This window comes from Pantoea phyllosphaerae (assembly GCF_051025595.1).
Lineage (GTDB): Bacteria > Pseudomonadota > Gammaproteobacteria > Enterobacterales > Enterobacteriaceae > Pantoea.
In genome coordinates, this window is the sequence record NZ_JBPFDE010000006.1 from 12,509 (window position 1) to 30,210 (window position 17,702).

Here is a 17,702-nt window from a genome sequence, read left to right on the forward strand (position 1 = left end):
GCCAGGCGCGCCACTTTATTCAGCACTAAAAAACCCCGGCCTGCCGGGGTTTTTCACATCAGGCATTTACCCCCTTCATGCCTTCCTCGGTATAGCGCGCGCCCTGTACCTGAACGCGCTGGTGAAGCGTGTTGAGCAGCGCCACGTCCGCTTCTTCCAGCGCTATCTCTGCTGCCTGCGCATTTTCCACCAGGTAGCCGATCTGTTTGGTGCCGGGGATCGGCACCAGCTTAGCGTACTGCGCCAGCAGCCAGGCGAGCGCGATCTGGCCTGACGTGCAGCGGTACTTCTCCGCCAGCGGCCGCACTGCGTTCAGCAGCGCGGCATTATGATCGAGGCTCTCCTGCTGAAAGCGCCCGTTGTTTTTACGGAAGTCGCCTTCGGCGAAGTCGCTGTTGCGGAGGTATTTGCCGGTCAGAAAACCGCGGCCCAGCGGCGAGTAGGCGACGAGCCCGATATCCAGCGCCTTAACCGCTGGCAGAATCGCCTCCTCAACGTCGCGCGTCCAGAGCGAATATTCCGTCTGCAGGGCGGCCACAGGATGCACGGCGTGCGCGCGGCGCAGCGTGGCGGCCGAGACTTCGCACAGCCCGATATGGTTTATCTTTCCCTCTTTCACCAGGCCGCTCAGGCACGCCATACTCTCTTCAACCGGCGTCGCCTGGCTGACGCGATGAAGATAGAAGAGGTCGATGCGCTCGACGCCAAGCCGCTTCAGGGAGGCGTGGCAGCAGCGGGTAATATAGTCCGGCTGGTTGTTGATGGTGCGGCTGTAAGCCTCATCGGCCGCGCGCTCGATGCCGCACTTGGTCGCGACTTTCATTTTGCCGCGCGTGGCGCTATCCAGCCCGGCCAGGAACTGCCCGATAAGCCTCTCATTGTGGCCGCGGCCATACTGATCCGCCGTATCGATAAAGGTCTGGTCCAGCTCGATAAGTTTGTGTAAAACACGCAGCGACTGCGCATCATCCGCCGCGCCGTAGAATTCGCTCAGGCCCATCGCACCGTAGCCGATGGCGCTGACCTCCAGGTTTTTTGCTAAGTAACGGGTTTTCATCATGCCTCCTGTTGTCCTGGTCTGATTCTTCCACCAGGCGCAGCAGCAGGGAATTGCCGTTTTTGTGATGCTGAAAAGGTATCAGGGCGCGCCGTTGCTGAGCTTCTCCAGCGCCTGAAGAAGCGCCGGACGCGCGTCGTCGCGGCGCGTGGCGGCGTAAACGTCGATATGCAGCTGCTGCGCCTGGTCGCCGCGCAGCGGCCGGTAGCACAATCCTGCCTGATTAAAGGCGCACTTTGACTGCGGTAGCAGGGCGAATCCTTTGCCGCGGGCGATATGCGCCAGCATCGTCAGCGAGTCGTAGGGCTCGTTGATCTTTTTCAGCGGCGTCTTCAGCTTTGCGAAAACCTGTTTGCACTTATCAAAGAAGGCGGGATTGGCGCGCCTGGCGAACCAGAACAGCGGCAGATCGCTGACCGCGTCGAGCGAAACCTGCGGCTGTCGGCTGGCGGGATGCGAGGCTGGCAGTGCGATAAGCAGAGGCTCACGGCAGATCCAGTGATAGCGGACGTTCTCATGCTCGCCAGCGCCTTTCTCTCCGGTCAGCACCAGATCGAGCCGGTTCTGCGCCAGACACTGCAGCAGCCGGGCAGAGGTCAGATCGGGCGAGTCGATTTCGTCGCCGGCATCCAGCTGCGCCAGCCGCGCGGCGACAGGCGGTATGCGCGTAAAGTCCAGCGTGCGGGTGAGCCCAATGCGCAGACGATGCGGGCGGGAAAGAGAACCGGCGCTGAGGGCGTCAAGATCGGCAAGAATTCGCTCCGCTCTGGGGACCAGCGCGCGCCCGCCCTCGGTCAGGCTCACCGCGTGCGTGCTGCGGCTAAAGAGCGGCTGGTGGAGCAGCGCTTCCAGGCTCTGGATGTGACGCGTCAGGGGTGGTTGAGTCATGTTGAGACGCTCGGCGGCACGCCGGAAATTGAGCTCGTATGCGACGGCAAGAAAGCACTGAAGTTGTTTAACGCTGGGAAGGTTATTGCTAATCAGGTGCGCTGCCGTTGCCATCATTCTTTTCCTGCATACCGAAACAGCAGGAACTATACCATGACAAAAAACCCGGCCTTAGCCGGGTTTCCTGATTTCGCTTACACCGCTTCGTATAGCGTCTGATGGCGCGTCTCTTTACAGGCGATGAGCGCAATCAGCGTCAGCGCCGCCATGGATGCCAGGTAGTAGCCTACCGCCTGCAAGCCGTAGTGGGCGTTCAGCCAGGTGGCGATATAGGGCGCAACCGAGGCGCCAAGAATCGACGACAGGTTGTAGGAGAAAGAGGCGCCGGTATAGCGCACTTCGGTCGGGAAGAGCTCCGGCAGCAGCGCGCCCATCGGACCAAAGGTCAGCCCCATCACGCTCAGGCCGAGCAGCAGAAAGGCCATTACCAGCGCCTGCGAACCGGAACCGAGCATTGCCGGGAACAAAAAGGCGAAAGCGATAATCATCAGCGTAATGGTGATCATGGTCTTACGGCGGCCAAAGCGATCCGCCAGCAGACCGGCGATCGGCACCATGACGCCGAAGCCGATCACCGCCATCATCAGCATCCACAGAAAGCTGTTGCGCGAGAAGCCGAGGCCCGCAGGCGCCGGCGCGGTGCCGTAGCTCATCGAGTAGACCGTCATAATGTAGAACAGCGTATAGGTCGCCAGCATGATAAAGGTGCCGAGAATGGTCGCGGTGAGATGCTTGCTCAACAGCGCAGCAATGGGCACCCGCACCTGCTTCTTCTCTTTCTGCACCTTCGCGAACACCGGGCTTTCGTGCAGCGACACGCGCACATAGAGGCCGATAATCACCAGCACCGCCGAGAGAATAAAGGGCACGCGCCAGCCCCACTGCATAAACTGCTCGTCGGTCAGCAGCCAGGAGAGCAGCAGAAAGGTGCCGTTGGCGAAGAAGAAGCCGATCGGCGCGCCGAGCTGCGGAAAAGAGCCGTAGAGCGCGCGCTTTTTCGCCGGCGCATTTTCCGTCGCCAGCAGCGCCGCGCCGCCCCATTCGCCGCCGAGGCCGAGCCCCTGGCCAAAGCGCGCCAGCGCCAGCAGCAGCGGCGCCGCAACGCCAATCGACTGATAGCCCGGCAGCAGGCCGATAATTACGGTAGAGACGCCCATCGTCAGCAGCGAGGCCACCAGCGTCGCCTTACGGCCCACGCGGTCGCCGAAGTGGCCGAAAAGGGCGGAGCCGATCGGGCGCGCCACGAAGGCGATAGCGAAGGTCGCCAGCGACTGCAGCGTCGCCACGGTATTGTCGCCCTGCGGGAAGAAAATATGTGGAAAGACAATCACCGCCGCCGTGGCGTAGATATAGAAATCGAAGAATTCGATGGCGGTGCCGACCAGCGAGGCCACCACGACCTTGCCGCGCGAATTGACCGGCGTTTCGTCTTGTGACTTTTTCAGGGGTTCTGTGATGGAGGCTTGCATAACTGTTTCTTAATTGTAAATAGAGACCAGGAATATTACGCACCTGGCATGCCGCATTCAACGCTGATAAACCGCGCCAGAACGGGCTTTTTCGGCGAAAAAGTGAATAATTTGTGTCGTACTGGAATGCGCGGATTAAGGCAGGGAGAAGCCCGCCTTTTGCAGCGAGAATCTCTATAAAAGGGGGAAATAAAAGTGACCCTTCAGCTATTCATCCTGCTGGATGATTAAAAAATAGCCGAAGGGGGAAATTTTCCGCTGCCGGTAACCTTTTATTACACCTGATGACGCGAGGCGCGGCGCGAATCCGGCATCTGCGGATCGTCTTTATACTTCGCAGTAGCAATCCAGGCGGCGCAGAAGAGCGTCAAACGGGCGAAGAAGTAGAAGAACGCCATCAGCCCAAGCACAGAGCCGAAGGCTGCGCCGGAAGGCGAGGTGGCCAGCTTCGGCAGCGTCAGCGTCATCACGAACTTGATGATCTCAAAGCCGATAGCCGCCAGCAGCGTGCCGCGAAACAGCGCTTTCTTGCGCGGCTTGTGGCGCGGCAGGATCCAGAAAATCCACAGGAACAGCAGATAGTTGGCCATAATCGAAATCGAGAGCGCGATGGCGGTCATTACCGGGCGCAGCCACTCGATATCCGCCAGCCCCAGCGCGTTGACAATCGCCGCCTGCGCTGCGCCAGCGATAGAGGTCAGCGAAAGGGTAATCACCAGCGCCAGCATCAGGCCGATCAGCGAAATCAGGTCGCGCAGATACTTTTTCCAGAACTTCTCCTGATCGTCCGGCTTGCGTTCCCAGACGTCGCGCGACTGGGCGCGCACCGCTTCGCGCAAATTGCCCATCCAGTTGATGCCGGAGTAGAGCGCCAGCAGCAAACCGGTGATGCCGACCGTGGCGCGCTGCTGGATAGCGGTGTTCACCGTATTTTTCAGCGTGGTGGCGAGCGTAGGATCGCTGATGCTGTTAACGATCTTATTGATCAGATCCGACAGCAGATCCTGGTTCGATGCCAGCACGAACCCCACGGCGGCGAAAGAGACCATCAGGATCGGAATCAGCGACAAAAACGAGAAGTAGGTAATAGCCGCCCCAAACTGGCTGCCCAGACGATCGTTAAAGCGCTCCAGCGCGCGAATAAAGTGCGCCACTGCCGGAATCGCCTGAAACCAGGCTGCAAAACGCGATACGCGACGAATCGAGCCATCAACAGTTTTGTTGCCGGTCTGAATATCGATCAGCGGCTTAGGTTGCTCGGAACTGGTCGGGTTTTCCTGTTTGTCCGTCATAGACAGTTATCATCCTGCTTTACTTGAAAAGGCAATTATAGCCGCTCAGGTGACATACTCCTGCAACACCTGACTCAGCCACTCCATAAACACGCGCACGCGCCGCGCCACATTGCGCCGATGAGGGTAGAGCAGAGAGATCGGCATCGGCTTCGCCGGGAAGGCGTGCAGCACTTCCACCAGCTGTCCAGACTCCAGCAGCGGGTAGATACCCATCGCTGGCACCTGAATAATGCCCAGCCCCGCCAGGCAGGCGGCGCGATAGGTTTCCGTGCTGTTGACCGTCACGACGCCGCCGGTCTGCACGTAGTGGCACTGCCTGCCGTCAAAATACTCAAAGCCGGGCGAGGGCTGGCCGAGCTGCTGCGTGTAGTGCACCATGGCGTGCGACGAGAGCTCCTCCAGCCGCGTCGGCATGCCGAAGCGGGAAAGGTAGCCAGGGCTGGCGCAGTTAATCAAGGTATAGGTGCCGATTTTTCGCGCGATCAGGCCGGAATCCTTTAGCTCGCCGACGCGAATTACGCAGTCAAAGCCTTCGCGGATCACATCCACCATGCGGTCGCTGCTGCTGAGTTCGATTTCCACGCCGGGGTAGTGCTGCAAAAACTCCGGCAGACGCGGCAGGATAAAGCCGGTCGCCATCGCCACTGACATATCGACGCGCAGCTTGCCGCTCAGCGTAGCGGGATCGTGCTGAAACAGGCTGTCCATATCGTCGATCATCGACAGCAGATCCAGACAGCGATCGTAATAGACCAGCCCATCCTGGGTAAGCTGCACGCGGCGCGTGGTGCGATGCAGCAGCCGCGTGCCCATCTGATTTTCCAGCGCCTGCAGCTGGCGCGACACGCTGCCTTTCGGCAGGCCCAGGCTCTCCGCCGCACGGGTAAAACTGCCCATTTCCGCCACCCGCACAAAAACCTGCATTGCGTGAATTTTGTCCATGTTGTTCACCAATTGTTGTTGTAAATGAAACAGTGCTGCGTATTTCCAGGCATTTATAGATCAATTACTGGGGAATATCCTGATTTGGTGTTCAATTTTGCAACAGGATCGAAACATGAGTAATAAAATTGCACTGATTACGGGCGCCAACCGTGGTTTAGGCAAAAATGCGGCGCTAAAACTGGCCGAAAAGGGCGTTGATATCCTTTTTACTTACCGCAGCCATGATGAAGAGGCGCAGGCGGTGGTAAAAGCCATCGAAGCGCTGGGCGGCCGCGCGGCCGCGCTGCGGCTGGATGTCGGCGACAGCAGCCGGTTCAGCGACTTTGCCGCACAGGTCAAACAGACGCTGGAAACGGCATGGCAGCGCGAGCGCTTTGATTATTTAATCAACAACGCCGGACATGGTCACTATAAGCCATTTAGCGAGACCACAGAGGAGGAGTTCGACGCGCTGGTTAACGTTCACTTCAAAGGTCCCTATTTCCTGACGCAGAAACTGCTGCCGCTGATCAACGACGGCGGGCGCATTTTAAATATCTCCAGCGGCCTGACGCGCATGACCTATCTCGGCTCGGCGACTTACGCCTCCGTCAAAGGCGCGATGGAGGTGCTGACGCGGTATCAGGCGAAAGAGCTGGGGGAACGCCGCACTCGCGTCAATATCCTGGCACCGGGCGCCATCGAGACCGACTTCGGCGGCGGGCGCGTGCGCGATAACAAAGAGATTAACGACACTATCGCGGCGCTTACCGCGCTGGGGCGCGTCGGACAGCCGGACGATATCGGCGACGCCATCTGCGCTATCCTCAGCGAAGAAACCGGCTGGATCACGGCGCAGCGCATCGAGGCATCGGGCGGCCAGGCGTTATAAGCAAATGTGTCTCTGCCGCGCTGGGCGAGCAGAGACGCCCTGAACATTGCGACGGGTTTATGTCACCTGCCCGGCAGCGTTATGGCGACAGCCTGATGGTGCCGTCAATCACCGTGACGGTCTTGCCGCCAATCCAGATCTGGTCGCCTTCGTAGCGCACCGACACGCGCCCCTGGCGCCGGATCGCCGTGCCCTGGCGGGTGCGATAATCCCGCATCTGGCCCTGCGCGGCAAAATAGCGCGCCAGGCAGGCGTTGGCGCTGCCGGTAATGGGATCTTCCGTCAGGCTGCCGTTCTCCACCAGCAGGCCGCGCACTTCATACTGCTCGCTCTCGCCGTGCGGCAGCGGGCCGAACGGCATCACGCCGGTCGCGCCCGCGTGGGCGATCAGGCGCTGCAGATCGCTGACGGCGGGCTGAATCGCCAGCACCGCTTCGGCGCTAATCATCGGGACCAGCAGCCAGCGGATGCCCATATCGACCACGGCGGGCGTGTGCGTGGTGTCGAACAGCTCGCAGCCGAGCGCATTGCCCATCAGGGCGTCGGTGAAGGGCGTGATAGTCGCATCCGGTGCGGCAAACGCCAGCGAACCCTCGGCGTCGATGCTGACCGTCACGTTGCCGACGCCGCACTCCTGCACCATCTTGCCGGGATTTTTCGTCGGCCAGCCCGCTTCCAGCAGCGCATGCGCCGTACCCAGCGTCGGATGCCCGGCAAACGGCAGCTCGCCTTCGACGGTAAAGATGCGCACGCGATAGTCAGCTTCGGGATGCTGCGGCGGCAGCACGAACGTGGTTTCAGACAAATTCGTCCAGCGGGCGATGGTCTGGAGCTGGGCGTCGCTCAGGCCCTGCGCATCCATAATCACCGCCAGCGGATTGCCGTTAAACGCGGACGAGGTAAAGACATCTACTTGCTTAAAGGCGACGTTCATTATTGCTCCTTTCTCAACAGGGCATTTCCACGCCCGACATTTGCGTTTATGGCCTGACAGGGTTATCAATATGTTAACAATTCCTGCAGGAGACCGTTATGCTGAAAATTCTTGGGCGCGACTCGTCAATCAACGTGCGTAAAGTGCTCTGGCTCTGCGACGAACTGGATCTCGACTTTGAACGCGAAGAGTGGGGCACCGAGCCTGACTCGCTGCGCAAGCCGGAATTCCTTGCCCTCAATCCTAACGCCTTAATCCCGGTATTAATCGACGACGACTTTGTGCTGTGGGAGTCGAACGCCATCCTGCGCTATCTCGCCAACGCCTATGAAGGCGACTGGCTCTATCCGCAAAACCCGCGCGCCCGCGCGCCGGTCGATCAATGGATGGACTGGCAATCCACCGAACTCAACACCTCCTGGCGCTACGCTTTTATGTCGCTGGTGCGCAACTCGCCGGCGCATCAGGATCCGCGTCTGCTGGCGGCGGCCTGCAAAGGCTGGGCGCACACCATGGGCATCCTCAACCAGCAGCTGGAGAAAACCGGACGCTATGTGGCGGGCCGCAACTTCACCCTGGCGGACATCGGCGTCGGGCTGGCGGTCAACCGCTGGTATGAAACCCCGCTGGATCATCCCAGCCTGCCTGCGGTGCGTAACTACTACGAACGCCTGACCGAGCGTCATCCCTACACGGTCTGGGGCCGCAACGGCAAACCCTGATCGAGCCCGGGCGCCAGGCCCGCCAGCTCGCAGGCGATCGCGCCGGTGCGCTTCAGCGCCCAGCTATAGCGCTCGTCGAAGGGATAGCAGCAGGAGAGACGCAGCGCGTGATTGTAGCGTTCGCTCAGCGAATAGAGCGCGCCCGGCGTCACGCAGATCTGCTCTTGCAGCAGCCGATGGAACATCGCCACCGTATCCACCTGTTCCGGCAGTTCGACCCAAAAAACAAAGCCGCCTCGCGGCAGCGTGGCGCGCGTCCCCTGCGGAAAATAGCGGGCGATCAGGCCGCGCGCCTCATCCATATTGGCGGCGTAGCGGCGGCGCAGCGTGCGCAGGTGGTGATCGTAGCCGCCGTTGGCGAGGAATTCCGCCAGCGTCTCCGACAGCAGCCGGGACTCCGCCATAGAGGAGACCGCCTTCAGACGCGCAATCGCCTCATGGAAGCGGCCGGCGGCGATCCAGCCGATACGAAAGTCCGGCGCCACCGTCTTGGTAAAGCTGGTGCAGTAAATCACCCAGCCCTCTGAATCGAACGACTTAACGGTAGGCGAGAGCGGCCAGTCGAACTGCAGCTCGTCATAGAGACCATCTTCCAGCAGCGGAATGTTGTAAGTATTTACTAACTTTGCCAGGCGCTGCTTGTTCTGGCGCGACATGCAGCAGCCCAGCGGATTCTGCGCGCTCGGCATGGCGATCAGCGCCTGGATGCGCTTCTCCTGCAGCAGCATCTCCAGCGCGTCGAGCGAAAGGCCGTGCTGCGGATCGGTCGGAATCTCCAGCGCCTTCAGCCCCAGCGACGCCAGCAGCGGAAAGAGGAAAAAGTAGGTCGGCGACTCCAGCCCGACGCAGTCTCCGGGCTGCGTCACCGCGCGCAGCGCCAGCTGCAGCGCCTCCATACAGCCGTGGGTCAGGGTGATCGCGTCGCTGGTCAGCGACATGCCCGCATGCAGCGCGCGGCGCGCAATCTCCTCCCGTAAGCGCTCACTACCAGGCGGAAGCGCATAGCGGCCGATCAAATCGGGATTGCGTCGCAGCAGCGAGGCGGTAATGCGCGCGAGGCGCGCCGACGGATAGAGCTCGCCATCCTGCGGGCAGGCCAGCGAAATATTGACGTAGTCGGGATGGTTCTGCGCTGCGAACACCTGCTCGATAAGATCGAGCTTTTCGCTGCTCGGATCTTTGATGCGGGCGCGATGCGGAACCGGCTGCGTCAGGGCGGGCAGCACGCTGCGCACATAGTAGCCTGACTGCGGACGCGCCTCGATAAGGCCGCGATCCTCCAGTAGCTGCCAGGCGTTCAGTACGGTATTGATGCTGACCTGATGGGTCTGCGCCACGCGGCGAATGGCAGGCAGACGCTTGCCGGGCTTCAGCGTGCCCTGATGAATCGCCTCGGCGAAGCTCTCTGCAAGCTGATAATAGAGCGGCCGATCGGCTGAAGGAGAAAGGGACACAAAAGCCTCCGCAAGTCATGGGTACAATAGTTAAAATTAAGAACTGTAACCATGACAATAGTGATTTTGTGTCTCTGTTACCAATCCTTTTCGCGTTCTAGCATAGGGTTCTGTTTAATAAACGAGAACGCCGCCATGCTCGATCCCGCTTTTTTCAGCTACGTCACCGTGATGTCCATCACGCCTGGTCCCAACAACCTGCTGCTGGCGACCTCCGGTGTCAATTTCGGCCTGCGGCGCACGCTGCCGATGATCTCCGGTGTGCTGCTGGGCTGTCTGCTGCAAACCGCGCTGGCGGTGCTGGCGCTGGAGTGGCTGCTGAGCTGGATGAGTGCCGTCCGGCTGCCGCTGACGCTGGCGGGCTGCGCCTACCTGCTCTGGCTGTCGTGGAAGCTGTGGCGGGCAGGCGCGCCGACCCAGCGGGAAAAGGCGCGGCCGATGACCGTCGCCGGTGCCATCGCCTTTCAGGCGGTCAATCCCAAAGCCTGGCTGATGGCGACCAACGTGGCGCTGCTGTGGAGCGCACAGAGCGGGCTGCTGCCGGTGATGCTCGGCTTCGCGCTGGTCAACCTGCCCTGCGTTTTCATCTGGGCGGCGCTGGGCGATCGGCTGGGCCTGCATCTGCAGACGCCGTGGAAGCGTCGTCTCTTCAACGGCGTCATGGCGCTGTCGCTGGTCGCCACCACGTTATGGATGCTGGCGGGCGCCCTGCGTTAATCGGGCGCGCCAGCACCGGTTTCCGACGGCCATTTCCAGCCGCGCACTTCCGGCACATCCTCGCCATATTCCCGCACGTAGCGATGATGCTCGGCGATGCGCTCCTGCAAATCGTCCAGCAGTTCCGGATGGCGATCCGCCAGGCCAGGCACGCGCAGGATCGCCTCCTGCGCCAGGTGATAGCGGTCCAGCTCGTTCAGCACGGTCATATCGAACGGCGTGGTGGTGGTGCCCTCTTCGTTAAAGCCGCGCACGTGGAAATTACGATGGTTGCTGCGCTGACAGGTGAGACGATGCACCAGCGCCGGATAGCCGTGGAAGGCGAAGATCACCGGCTTGTCGAGCGTAAAGAGCGCGTCAAACGCCTCCTCGCTTTTGCCGTGCGGATGTTGCTCCTGCGTTTGAAGCGCCATCAAGTCGACCACGTTCACCACGCGGATCCGCAGGTCGGGCAGATAGCCGCGCAGCAGATCCACCGCCGCCAGCGTCTCCAGCGTCGGCACGTCGCCGGCGCACGCCATCACCACGTCCGGCTCTTCGCCTTCCGGCGTGGTGCCCGCCCAGCGCCATTCGCCCATGCCCGCCTCGCAGTGTGCGATGGCGCTCTCCATATCCAGCCACTGCGCCGACGGCTGCTTGCCCGCCACAATAACGTTGATGCGGTCCCAGGTACGCAGGCAGTGATCGCCGACCCACAGCAGCGTATTGGCGTCCGGCGGCAGATAGATGCGGACGATATCCGCTTTTTTATTGGCGACGTGATCCATAAAGCCAGGATCCTGATGGCTGTAGCCGTTGTGATCCTGGCGCCAGACGTGCGAAGAGAGCAGATAGTTCAGCGAAGAGACCGGCTTGCGCCAGCCGAGCTTGCGCGTCACCTTCAGCCACTTGGCGTGCTGATTGAACATCGAATCGACAATATGGATAAAGGCTTCGTAACAGTTGAACAGGCCGTGACGGCCGGTCAGCAGATAGCCCTCAAGCCAGCCCTGACACTGGTGTTCGCTGAGGATTTCCATCACGCGGCCATCGCGCGCCAGCTGCTCGTCGTAGGGCTTCACCGGCTCCATCCAGGTGCGGCTGGTGACGTCAAAGACCGGCGTCAGGCGGTTCGAGGCGGTTTCATCAGGGCCGAACAGGCGGAAGTTATGCTGGTTGCGCGCAAAAATCTCCGTCAGGTAGCGGCCAAACTGCTCGGTAGCCTGCGCCAGCTGTGAGCCAGGTTCTTTGACGTCAAGGGCGAATTCGCGGATATCGGGGGTATTCAACTCGCGGCGCAGCAGACCGCCATTGGCGTAGGGCGAGGCGCCCATGCGTTTATCGCCCTGCGGTGCCAGCGCGCGCAGCTCCGGCTTCAATCGACCCTGTTCGTCGAACAGCTCTTCTGGCTGATAGCTGCGCAGCCACTGCTCCAGAATCTGGCGATGTCCCGCGTCCTCGCGGCAGGCGGCGACCGGCACCTGATGGGCGCGCCAGAAATCTTCAACCTTTTTGCCATCAACCTCCTGCGGGCCGGTCCAGCCTTTGGGGCTGCGCATAATAATCATCGGCCAGCGTGGAACGCCTTCCTGCTCACCGCCCGCGCGCGCCGCCTGCTGGTAAGCGGCGATTTGATCAAAGGCGTGCTCCAGCGTATCCGCCATCAGCTGATGCATCTTCTCCGGCTCATGCCCACTGACGAACAGCGGCTCGTAGCCGTAGCCGCGGAACAGCTGCTGCAGATCGTCGTCGCTGGCGCGTCCCAGGATAGTAGGGTTAGCAATTTTGTAGCCGTTAAGGTGCAGAATCGGCAGCACGGCACCGTCGCGCTGGGGATTGAGGAACTTAATGCCGTGCCAGCTCGACGCCAGCGGGCCGGTCTCCGCCTCGCCGTCGCCAATGACGCAGGGCACGATGAGATCCGGATTATCGAAGGCGGCGCCAAAGGCGTGCGACAGCGAATAGCCGAGTTCGCCGCCTTCGTTAATCGATCCCGGCGTTTCCGGCGCGGCGTGGCTCGGAATGCCGCCGGGAAACGAAAACTGCTTAAACAGACGCTGCATGCCTTCGGCATCCTGGCTGACGTGCGGATAAATTTCGCTGTAGCTGCCCTCCAGCCAGGTGTTGGCCACCATGCCGGGCCCGCCGTGGCCAGGGCCGCAGATATAGATCATATTCAGGTCGCGCTGGCGGATGATGCGGTTAAGATGCGCGTAGATAAAGTTGAGGCCGGGCGTGGTGCCCCAGTGCCCCAGCAGACGAGGCTTGATATGTTCCGGCTGAAGCGGCTCGCGCAGCAGCGGATTCGCCATCAGGTAAATCTGCCCGACGGAAAGGTAGTTGGCGGCGCGCCAGTAGCGATCCAGCAGGCGTAACTCACTGGCAGCGGTCAAATCTGACATCGGGCATTCTCCTGGTTAGCGAAAGGTGAAGGAAAAAAGCGTTCCATTAACCCTAATAGAGAATGCGCGACTCGACCAGGCGACGGGCTGGCAGGGGGGGCGTATTTACCGCTTTGCGATCGGTTGACACTCCCTGTTCAGGTATCGCAGCGAAAAACAAAAAAGCCCCGCATCAGCGAGGCTTTTATCAGCAAAACCGTATTACTTGCCGACAACGTGCGCGGTCTCGCGCGCTTCGTCGTTGGCGGCGTTCGGCGTCACCGGCGGCGCATAGGCGAGTTTCAGCACGCGGCTGGTATCCGCCAGCACTTTCTCCGTCAGCGTCACGTCGCCGTTGAGCTTGCGGCCCCAGGAGGGCACCACCGCGCGAATGCGGTTCTGCCATTCTGTCGACGCCATCTGCTCCGGCCAGGCTTTCGCCATCAGCTCCAGCATAATCGGCGCGGCGGTCGACGCGCCGGGCGAGGCGCCGAGCAGGGCGGAAATCGAGCCGTCTGCCGAGGTGACGACTTCGGTGCCGAGTCGCAGCACGCCGCCCTCTTTGGCCTCTTTCTTAATGATCTGCACGCGCTGGCCGGCGGTCACCAGACGCCAGTCGTCGGGATGCGCGTCCGGCACATAGGTGCGCAGCGCGTCCATGCGGTCGGCGTCGCTCTGCAGCACCTGATCGACCAGATATTTCACCAGATCGAAATTCTTCAGCCCGACGTTCATCATCGGCAGCAGGTTGCCGCTGTTCATCGAACCGAACATATCGAGCAGCGAACCCTGCTTAAGAAATTTGGTGGAGAAGGTGGCGAACGGGCCGAACAGCAGCACTCTTTTGCCGTCCAGCACGCGCGTGTCGACGTGCGGCACCGACATCGGCGGCGCGCCGACGGAGGCTTTGCCGTAGACCTTCGCCATATGCTGGCGCACCACGTCCGGGTTCTCGGTCACGAGGAAGGAGCCGCCGACCGGGAAACCGGCGTAGCCGCTGACTTCCGGAATGCCGCTCTTCTGCAGCAGCGGCAGCGCCGCGCCGCCCGCGCCGATAAAGACGTTTTTCGCCGTTAACACGCGGCTCTCGCCCGTGGCCAGCGAATGCAGCGTCACCTGCCAGCGGCCGTCGCTCAGGCGCTTCAGGTCGCGCACTTCCTGACGCAGACGCAGGCGGAAGCCGGGATGCTTCTCCAGCGAAGCGATCAGCTGACGCGTCACTTCGCCAAAATTGACGTCTGTGCCCATCTCGGTCCAGGTCGCCGCGACTTTCTGGCGGCGATCGCGTCCTTTCATCACCAGCGGGATCCACTCGGCAATCTGCTGCGGATCTTCGGAGTAGGCCATGCCGCGGAACAGCGTGCTTTTCTGCAGCGCCTGGTAGCGCTTACGCAGGAAAGCCACATTCTCTTCGCCCCAGACAAAACTCATGTGCGGCGTGCTGTTGATAAAGCGTTCGGGCGAGTGCAGGCGGCCCTTCTGAACCTGCCAGGCCAGAAACTGACGGGAAACCTGGAAGGATTCATTAATGGCTAACGCCTTGCTGATGTCGATACTGCCATCCGCCTTTAACGGCGTATAGTTCAGCTCCGCCAGCGCGGCATGGCCGGTCCCGGCGTTATTCCAGCCGTTGGAGGACTCTTCCGCCACGCTCCCGAGACGCTCGACCATTTCAATGGTCCAGTCGGGCTCCAGATCCTGCAGCCAGGCGCCCAGCGTCGCGCTCATGACGCCTGCGCCAATCAGCAGCACATCAACATCTTTACGCTCGGACATCTGCGGTTTTTCCATGCCAACGGCGCTCGTTGCGAGCGTAAGGTTTACAGCTGTTTTGCTCATGAGGCGACATCTCCTCTCTCTGTTGACCTGATGCTCAACAGGTTCGCAGGCGAAATAGTCGCGCTTCTGGGGAGCGCGTTGCGCTATTTCTCAAAGGTTAAGACACAGGTTCGTTTAAGCGGGATGCAGGTTAACTGCACGTTATGCTTTGTCTGTTGAATATAACATTCTCGCCTCTGAATTAAACATTTGTTTATTTTTTAAATGCAGAAATGATTCAGCATAAGAATTAATCATCTCAGGCGGGCGGCCATAAGGGATTTTTTATCGAAAAATTAGCAGGTTAACCGGATATGATGTTGCGTAAACGCACGAAAGTAGTGCATTGCATGGAGAAGGGCAAAAAGTGGCTTATATTATAAGTTTTTGATTTTAATCGGTTAATGAAAAATGGCTTGATAAAGAATTTTTCACGACGAGGGGTTTTTCAGCCGATTCTGTAAAAGTAATGTTACATTTTTGTGAGTGCTGCCAGCCCGCGCTCGGCCCATAGCCGCAGCGGCGGGCAGCGCATTACGAGCGAAACCAGCGGCGATAGATAAAACGGATCGCACAGAACTCCACCACGCCCAGCAGCAGAAACCAGACGCAGAAGATGAGGGTGTAAAGCTGGTTGATGTCCTGCAGGTGCAGCCGCTGAGTCAGGCTTCTGGCCATCGTCAGACCAAAATTGGGCGCAGGCAGCAGCAGCGCAGAGAGAAAGCCAAGCAGCAAGATGCCGCCGGGGATAATCAGAGATTCAAAAGGATTTTTCATTAGCAGGTTCCGCATTAATCAGCGCGGCCATTTTCCGGCAATCTCCGCCAGGGTTCAATCCCCGAGGCGGCCACACGCCTGAAGGGCGCATTGCGCCTTGAGAAAAGGCTTAAGTACCATTAACTTAGCGGCAAAACATAGCGAACGATAAAAGTTATAGCCTTTGCTATACTTAAACCCATGATTTTATTGTCTTTTTATCAGGCATGATGCGTGATAGACTGCGCGCACTTTTACCAGACTGAACCGTTATTGCGGCAAAAAGCGGGCGTCTGAACGCTTTTTACCCTGACACTGGCCATTATGACTTTTATCGCAACTCTGATCCTTGCCTTCGGCATGTCGATGGATGCCTTTGCCGCAGCGCTGAGTAAAGGCGCTGCGCTGCATCGTCCCGGATTCAAAGAGGCGCTGCGCACCGGCCTGATTTTTGGCGCCATTGAAGCGCTGACGCCGCTGATCGGCTGGGCTGCCGGTCTTGCCGCCAGCCGCTATGTGATGGCCTGGGATCACTGGGTCGCCTTCTTCCTGCTCTCGTTTCTCGGCGGGCGCATGATGATGGAAGGTTTTCGCCAGACGGCGACGGCAGAGCCGTGTGAAGCGCCGCAGCGTCACGGCTTTATGGTGCTGGCAGCCACGGCGGTTGCCACCAGCCTTGATGCGCTGGCCGTCGGCGTAGGCCTGGCCTTTCTGCAGGTCAATATTATCGCCACCGCGCTGACCATCGGCATGGCGACCACCATCATGGCGACCACCGGCGTGCTGGTGGGACGTTTAGTCGGACCGGTGCTGGGTAAATGGGCAGAAGTGCTCGGCGGTGTGGTGTTGATTTCGATTGGCTGCACCATCCTCATTCAGCATCTCAACCTCTTCTCCTGAAGCCGCTACTGGCCCGTTAATCTGTTTTTTGTGATCTGGTTCAAAATTTATTGCCTGAAAAATGCACGGAAGCTATACTTTCGCTGCATTTCTTCAACAAATTTTGAATCAGGTACTCTATGAAACGCTTAGTGAAATATGTTTTCCGCGCTTACGTCGAAACCTTCAAATATGTCCCGCCAGGCGCGATGTACTGATAATTCACGCTCTATACCGTCTGAGGCAATCACGGCAGCCAGCGCGCCGTGATGCCCTCACGCCATAGCTTTTTCTTTCCCTCTCTGCGCCTCTTTTCCGCTATAAAGCGTCGATTCAGTCGCTGTCATAAGCTCAGCTTTTCGCTATAGCCGCAGGTTATAGCCAGCAGCTAAACAAGCATTCGTCCCGCTTTCCCAACCGTGAAATAGTGCGTTTCAGACCCTCAACCCTGTCTGAAAGAGAACGCATCATGCTTATCCCGCAACCCTATCTGCTATTTCTTGGCGACGTCACCGATCCGCTGGCTGCTAAAACCGCGCGCGGCATTCAGGTATGGCGGCCCGAACAGTGCGTTGGCGAAATTCGTCTGCCGGGCTGTACCGTTTCCCTGGGCCTTGAAGAGCTGGACATCGCTACGGCCAGGGCGCGCGGCGCGAAAACGCTGGTGCTCGGCACCGCTAACGCGGGCGGCTATCTGCCGCAGCACTGGCTGGAAAGCGTTATCGCCGCCATCAAAGCAGGCATGAACGTGGCGAGCGGCCTGCATCATCGTCTGGCAGACGAGCCGGAGCTGGTGGCGCTGGCAGAGGCGCACGGCGTCGAGCTGTTCGATATCCGTCATATGCGGCCGAAACTTAATGTCGGCAGCGGCAAAAAGCGCAGCGGAAAACGGGTGTTAACCGTCGGAACCGACTGCTCGGTCGGCAAAATGTACACCTCGCTGGCGCTGGAAGCCGCGATGCGCGCGCAGGGCATGAAGGCGGACTTTCGCGCTACCGGCCAGACCGGCATTCTGGTTGCTGGCGAAGGTATCGCTATTGACGCCGTCATCGCCGATTTTATCGCCGGCGCCGCGGAGGCGTTATCGCCAGCTAATGATGACGACCACTGGGATATCGTTGAAGGGCAAGGCTCGCTGTTTCATCCCTCCTACGCAGGCGTCAGCATGGGGTTAATCCACGGCGCGCAGCCGCACTGGCTGGTGATGTGTCATGAGATGGGGCGGCCTCATATGCGTCATTTGCCTCATCAGCCGATGGTGGGGCTGGCGGAGTGTGTGGAAGCCAATCTGCGCGCGGCGCAGGTCACCAGCGACAACCCGCAGCTGGCTGGTTTCGCGATTAATACCTCTAACTTCAGCGAAGAAGAAGCGCGCGACTATTGCACGCAGCTCAGCGAAACCTTCGACGTGCCGGCGACGGATCCGGTGCGTTTCGGCATTGATGCGATCGCTACGCTGTTAAAAGAGCGAGGCTAA

At 59.9% G+C, this 17,702-nt stretch carries 16 protein-coding genes; 6 read left to right on the forward strand and 10 right to left on the reverse strand.

All coding sequences use genetic code 11. The annotated features are described in order from the left end of the window. Positions 1-58: 58 nt before the first annotated feature. The 5 genes from ACR6A7_RS09845 to ACR6A7_RS09865 form a co-directional block, all read right to left on the reverse strand. On the reverse strand, positions 59-1,057 hold the full coding sequence (locus ACR6A7_RS09845) for an aldo/keto reductase (protein WP_434124695.1): 999 nt from the start codon (positions 1,055-1,057) through the stop codon (positions 59-61). Between the two features lie 81 nt (positions 1,058-1,138). After that, positions 1,139-2,059: a LysR family transcriptional regulator gene (locus ACR6A7_RS09850; RefSeq protein ID WP_434124696.1), complete on the reverse strand. Its 921-nt coding sequence runs from the start codon at positions 2,057-2,059 to the stop codon at positions 1,139-1,141. An 80-nt stretch (positions 2,060-2,139) separates the two neighbouring features. After that, a complete protein-coding gene (locus ACR6A7_RS09855) occupies positions 2,140-3,474 on the reverse strand; it encodes an MFS transporter (RefSeq protein ID WP_434124697.1) in 1,335 nt (444 codons plus the stop codon). A gap of 275 nt (positions 3,475-3,749) precedes the next feature. Then, positions 3,750-4,766 (reverse strand): inner membrane protein YhjD, encoded by a 1,017-nt coding sequence (gene yhjD, locus ACR6A7_RS09860; protein ID WP_434124698.1) that lies wholly within the window; start codon positions 4,764-4,766, stop codon positions 3,750-3,752. A gap of 45 nt (positions 4,767-4,811) precedes the next feature. Continuing rightward, on the reverse strand, positions 4,812-5,711 hold the full coding sequence (locus tag ACR6A7_RS09865; protein ID WP_434124699.1) for a LysR family transcriptional regulator: 900 nt from the start codon (positions 5,709-5,711) through the stop codon (positions 4,812-4,814). Between the two features lie 115 nt (positions 5,712-5,826). On the opposite strand from ACR6A7_RS09865, the gene ACR6A7_RS09870 reads away from it, so the two are divergent. Next, complete coding sequence (locus ACR6A7_RS09870; protein WP_434124700.1) at positions 5,827-6,585, forward strand: SDR family NAD(P)-dependent oxidoreductase; 759 nt, start codon at positions 5,827-5,829, stop codon at positions 6,583-6,585. 79 nt (positions 6,586-6,664) lie between these two features. On the opposite strand, the gene ACR6A7_RS09875 is transcribed toward ACR6A7_RS09870, so the two are convergent. Next, positions 6,665-7,519 carry a PhzF family phenazine biosynthesis protein gene (locus ACR6A7_RS09875; RefSeq protein ID WP_434124701.1) on the reverse strand — a complete coding sequence of 285 codons (855 nt, stop codon included), beginning with the start codon at positions 7,517-7,519 and terminating at the stop codon, positions 6,665-6,667. A 98-nt stretch (positions 7,520-7,617) separates the two neighbouring features. Between ACR6A7_RS09875 and ACR6A7_RS09880 the strand changes: the two genes are divergently transcribed. Continuing rightward, the gene (locus ACR6A7_RS09880; RefSeq protein WP_434124702.1) at positions 7,618-8,241 is read left to right on the forward strand and encodes a glutathione S-transferase family protein; all 624 of its coding nucleotides are present in this window, start codon (positions 7,618-7,620) and stop codon (positions 8,239-8,241) included. On the opposite strand, the gene ACR6A7_RS09885 is transcribed toward ACR6A7_RS09880, so the two are convergent. Further along, entirely contained in the window at positions 8,208-9,695 is a 1,488-nt protein-coding gene (locus tag ACR6A7_RS09885; protein WP_434124703.1) for an aminotransferase-like domain-containing protein, read from the reverse strand. The two genes, ACR6A7_RS09880 and ACR6A7_RS09885, sit on opposite strands and share 34 nt — an antisense overlap. Positions 9,696-9,830: 135 nt before the next feature. Here ACR6A7_RS09885 and ACR6A7_RS09890 point away from each other — a divergent pair, with 135 nt between their 5' ends. Further along, a complete protein-coding gene (locus tag ACR6A7_RS09890; RefSeq protein WP_434124704.1) occupies positions 9,831-10,412 on the forward strand; it encodes a LysE family translocator in 582 nt (193 codons plus the stop codon). Here ACR6A7_RS09890 and ACR6A7_RS09895 read toward each other — a convergent pair. From ACR6A7_RS09895 to ACR6A7_RS09905, 3 genes are all read right to left on the reverse strand, one after another. Continuing rightward, positions 10,409-12,793, reverse strand: coding sequence for a phosphoketolase family protein (locus ACR6A7_RS09895; RefSeq protein WP_434124705.1), 2,385 nt, complete (start codon positions 12,791-12,793; stop codon positions 10,409-10,411). The two genes, ACR6A7_RS09890 and ACR6A7_RS09895, sit on opposite strands and share 4 nt — an antisense overlap. 201 nt (positions 12,794-12,994) lie before the next feature. After that, on the reverse strand, positions 12,995-14,611 hold the full coding sequence (gene mqo, locus ACR6A7_RS09900; protein ID WP_434124706.1) for a malate dehydrogenase (quinone): 1,617 nt from the start codon (positions 14,609-14,611) through the stop codon (positions 12,995-12,997). A gap of 513 nt (positions 14,612-15,124) precedes the next feature. Beyond that, entirely contained in the window at positions 15,125-15,367 is a 243-nt protein-coding gene (locus ACR6A7_RS09905) for a DUF1158 domain-containing protein (protein ID WP_434124707.1), read from the reverse strand. Positions 15,368-15,670: 303 nt separating this feature from the next. Between ACR6A7_RS09905 and mntP the strand changes: the two genes are divergently transcribed. The 3 genes from mntP to dgcN all read left to right on the forward strand — a co-directional run bounded on the left by mntP (position 15,671) and on the right by dgcN (position 17,702). Further along, positions 15,671-16,246, forward strand: coding sequence for a manganese efflux pump MntP (mntP, locus tag ACR6A7_RS09910; protein WP_048783280.1), 576 nt, complete (start codon positions 15,671-15,673; stop codon positions 16,244-16,246). A 119-nt stretch (positions 16,247-16,365) separates the two neighbouring features. Beyond that, positions 16,366-16,443, forward strand: coding sequence for a stress response protein AzuC (gene azuC / locus ACR6A7_RS09915; RefSeq protein ID WP_120457375.1), 78 nt, complete (start codon positions 16,366-16,368; stop codon positions 16,441-16,443). A 251-nt stretch (positions 16,444-16,694) separates the two neighbouring features. After that, positions 16,695-17,702, forward strand: coding sequence for an N-acetyltransferase DgcN (gene dgcN, locus ACR6A7_RS09920; protein ID WP_434124708.1), 1,008 nt, complete (start codon positions 16,695-16,697; stop codon positions 17,700-17,702).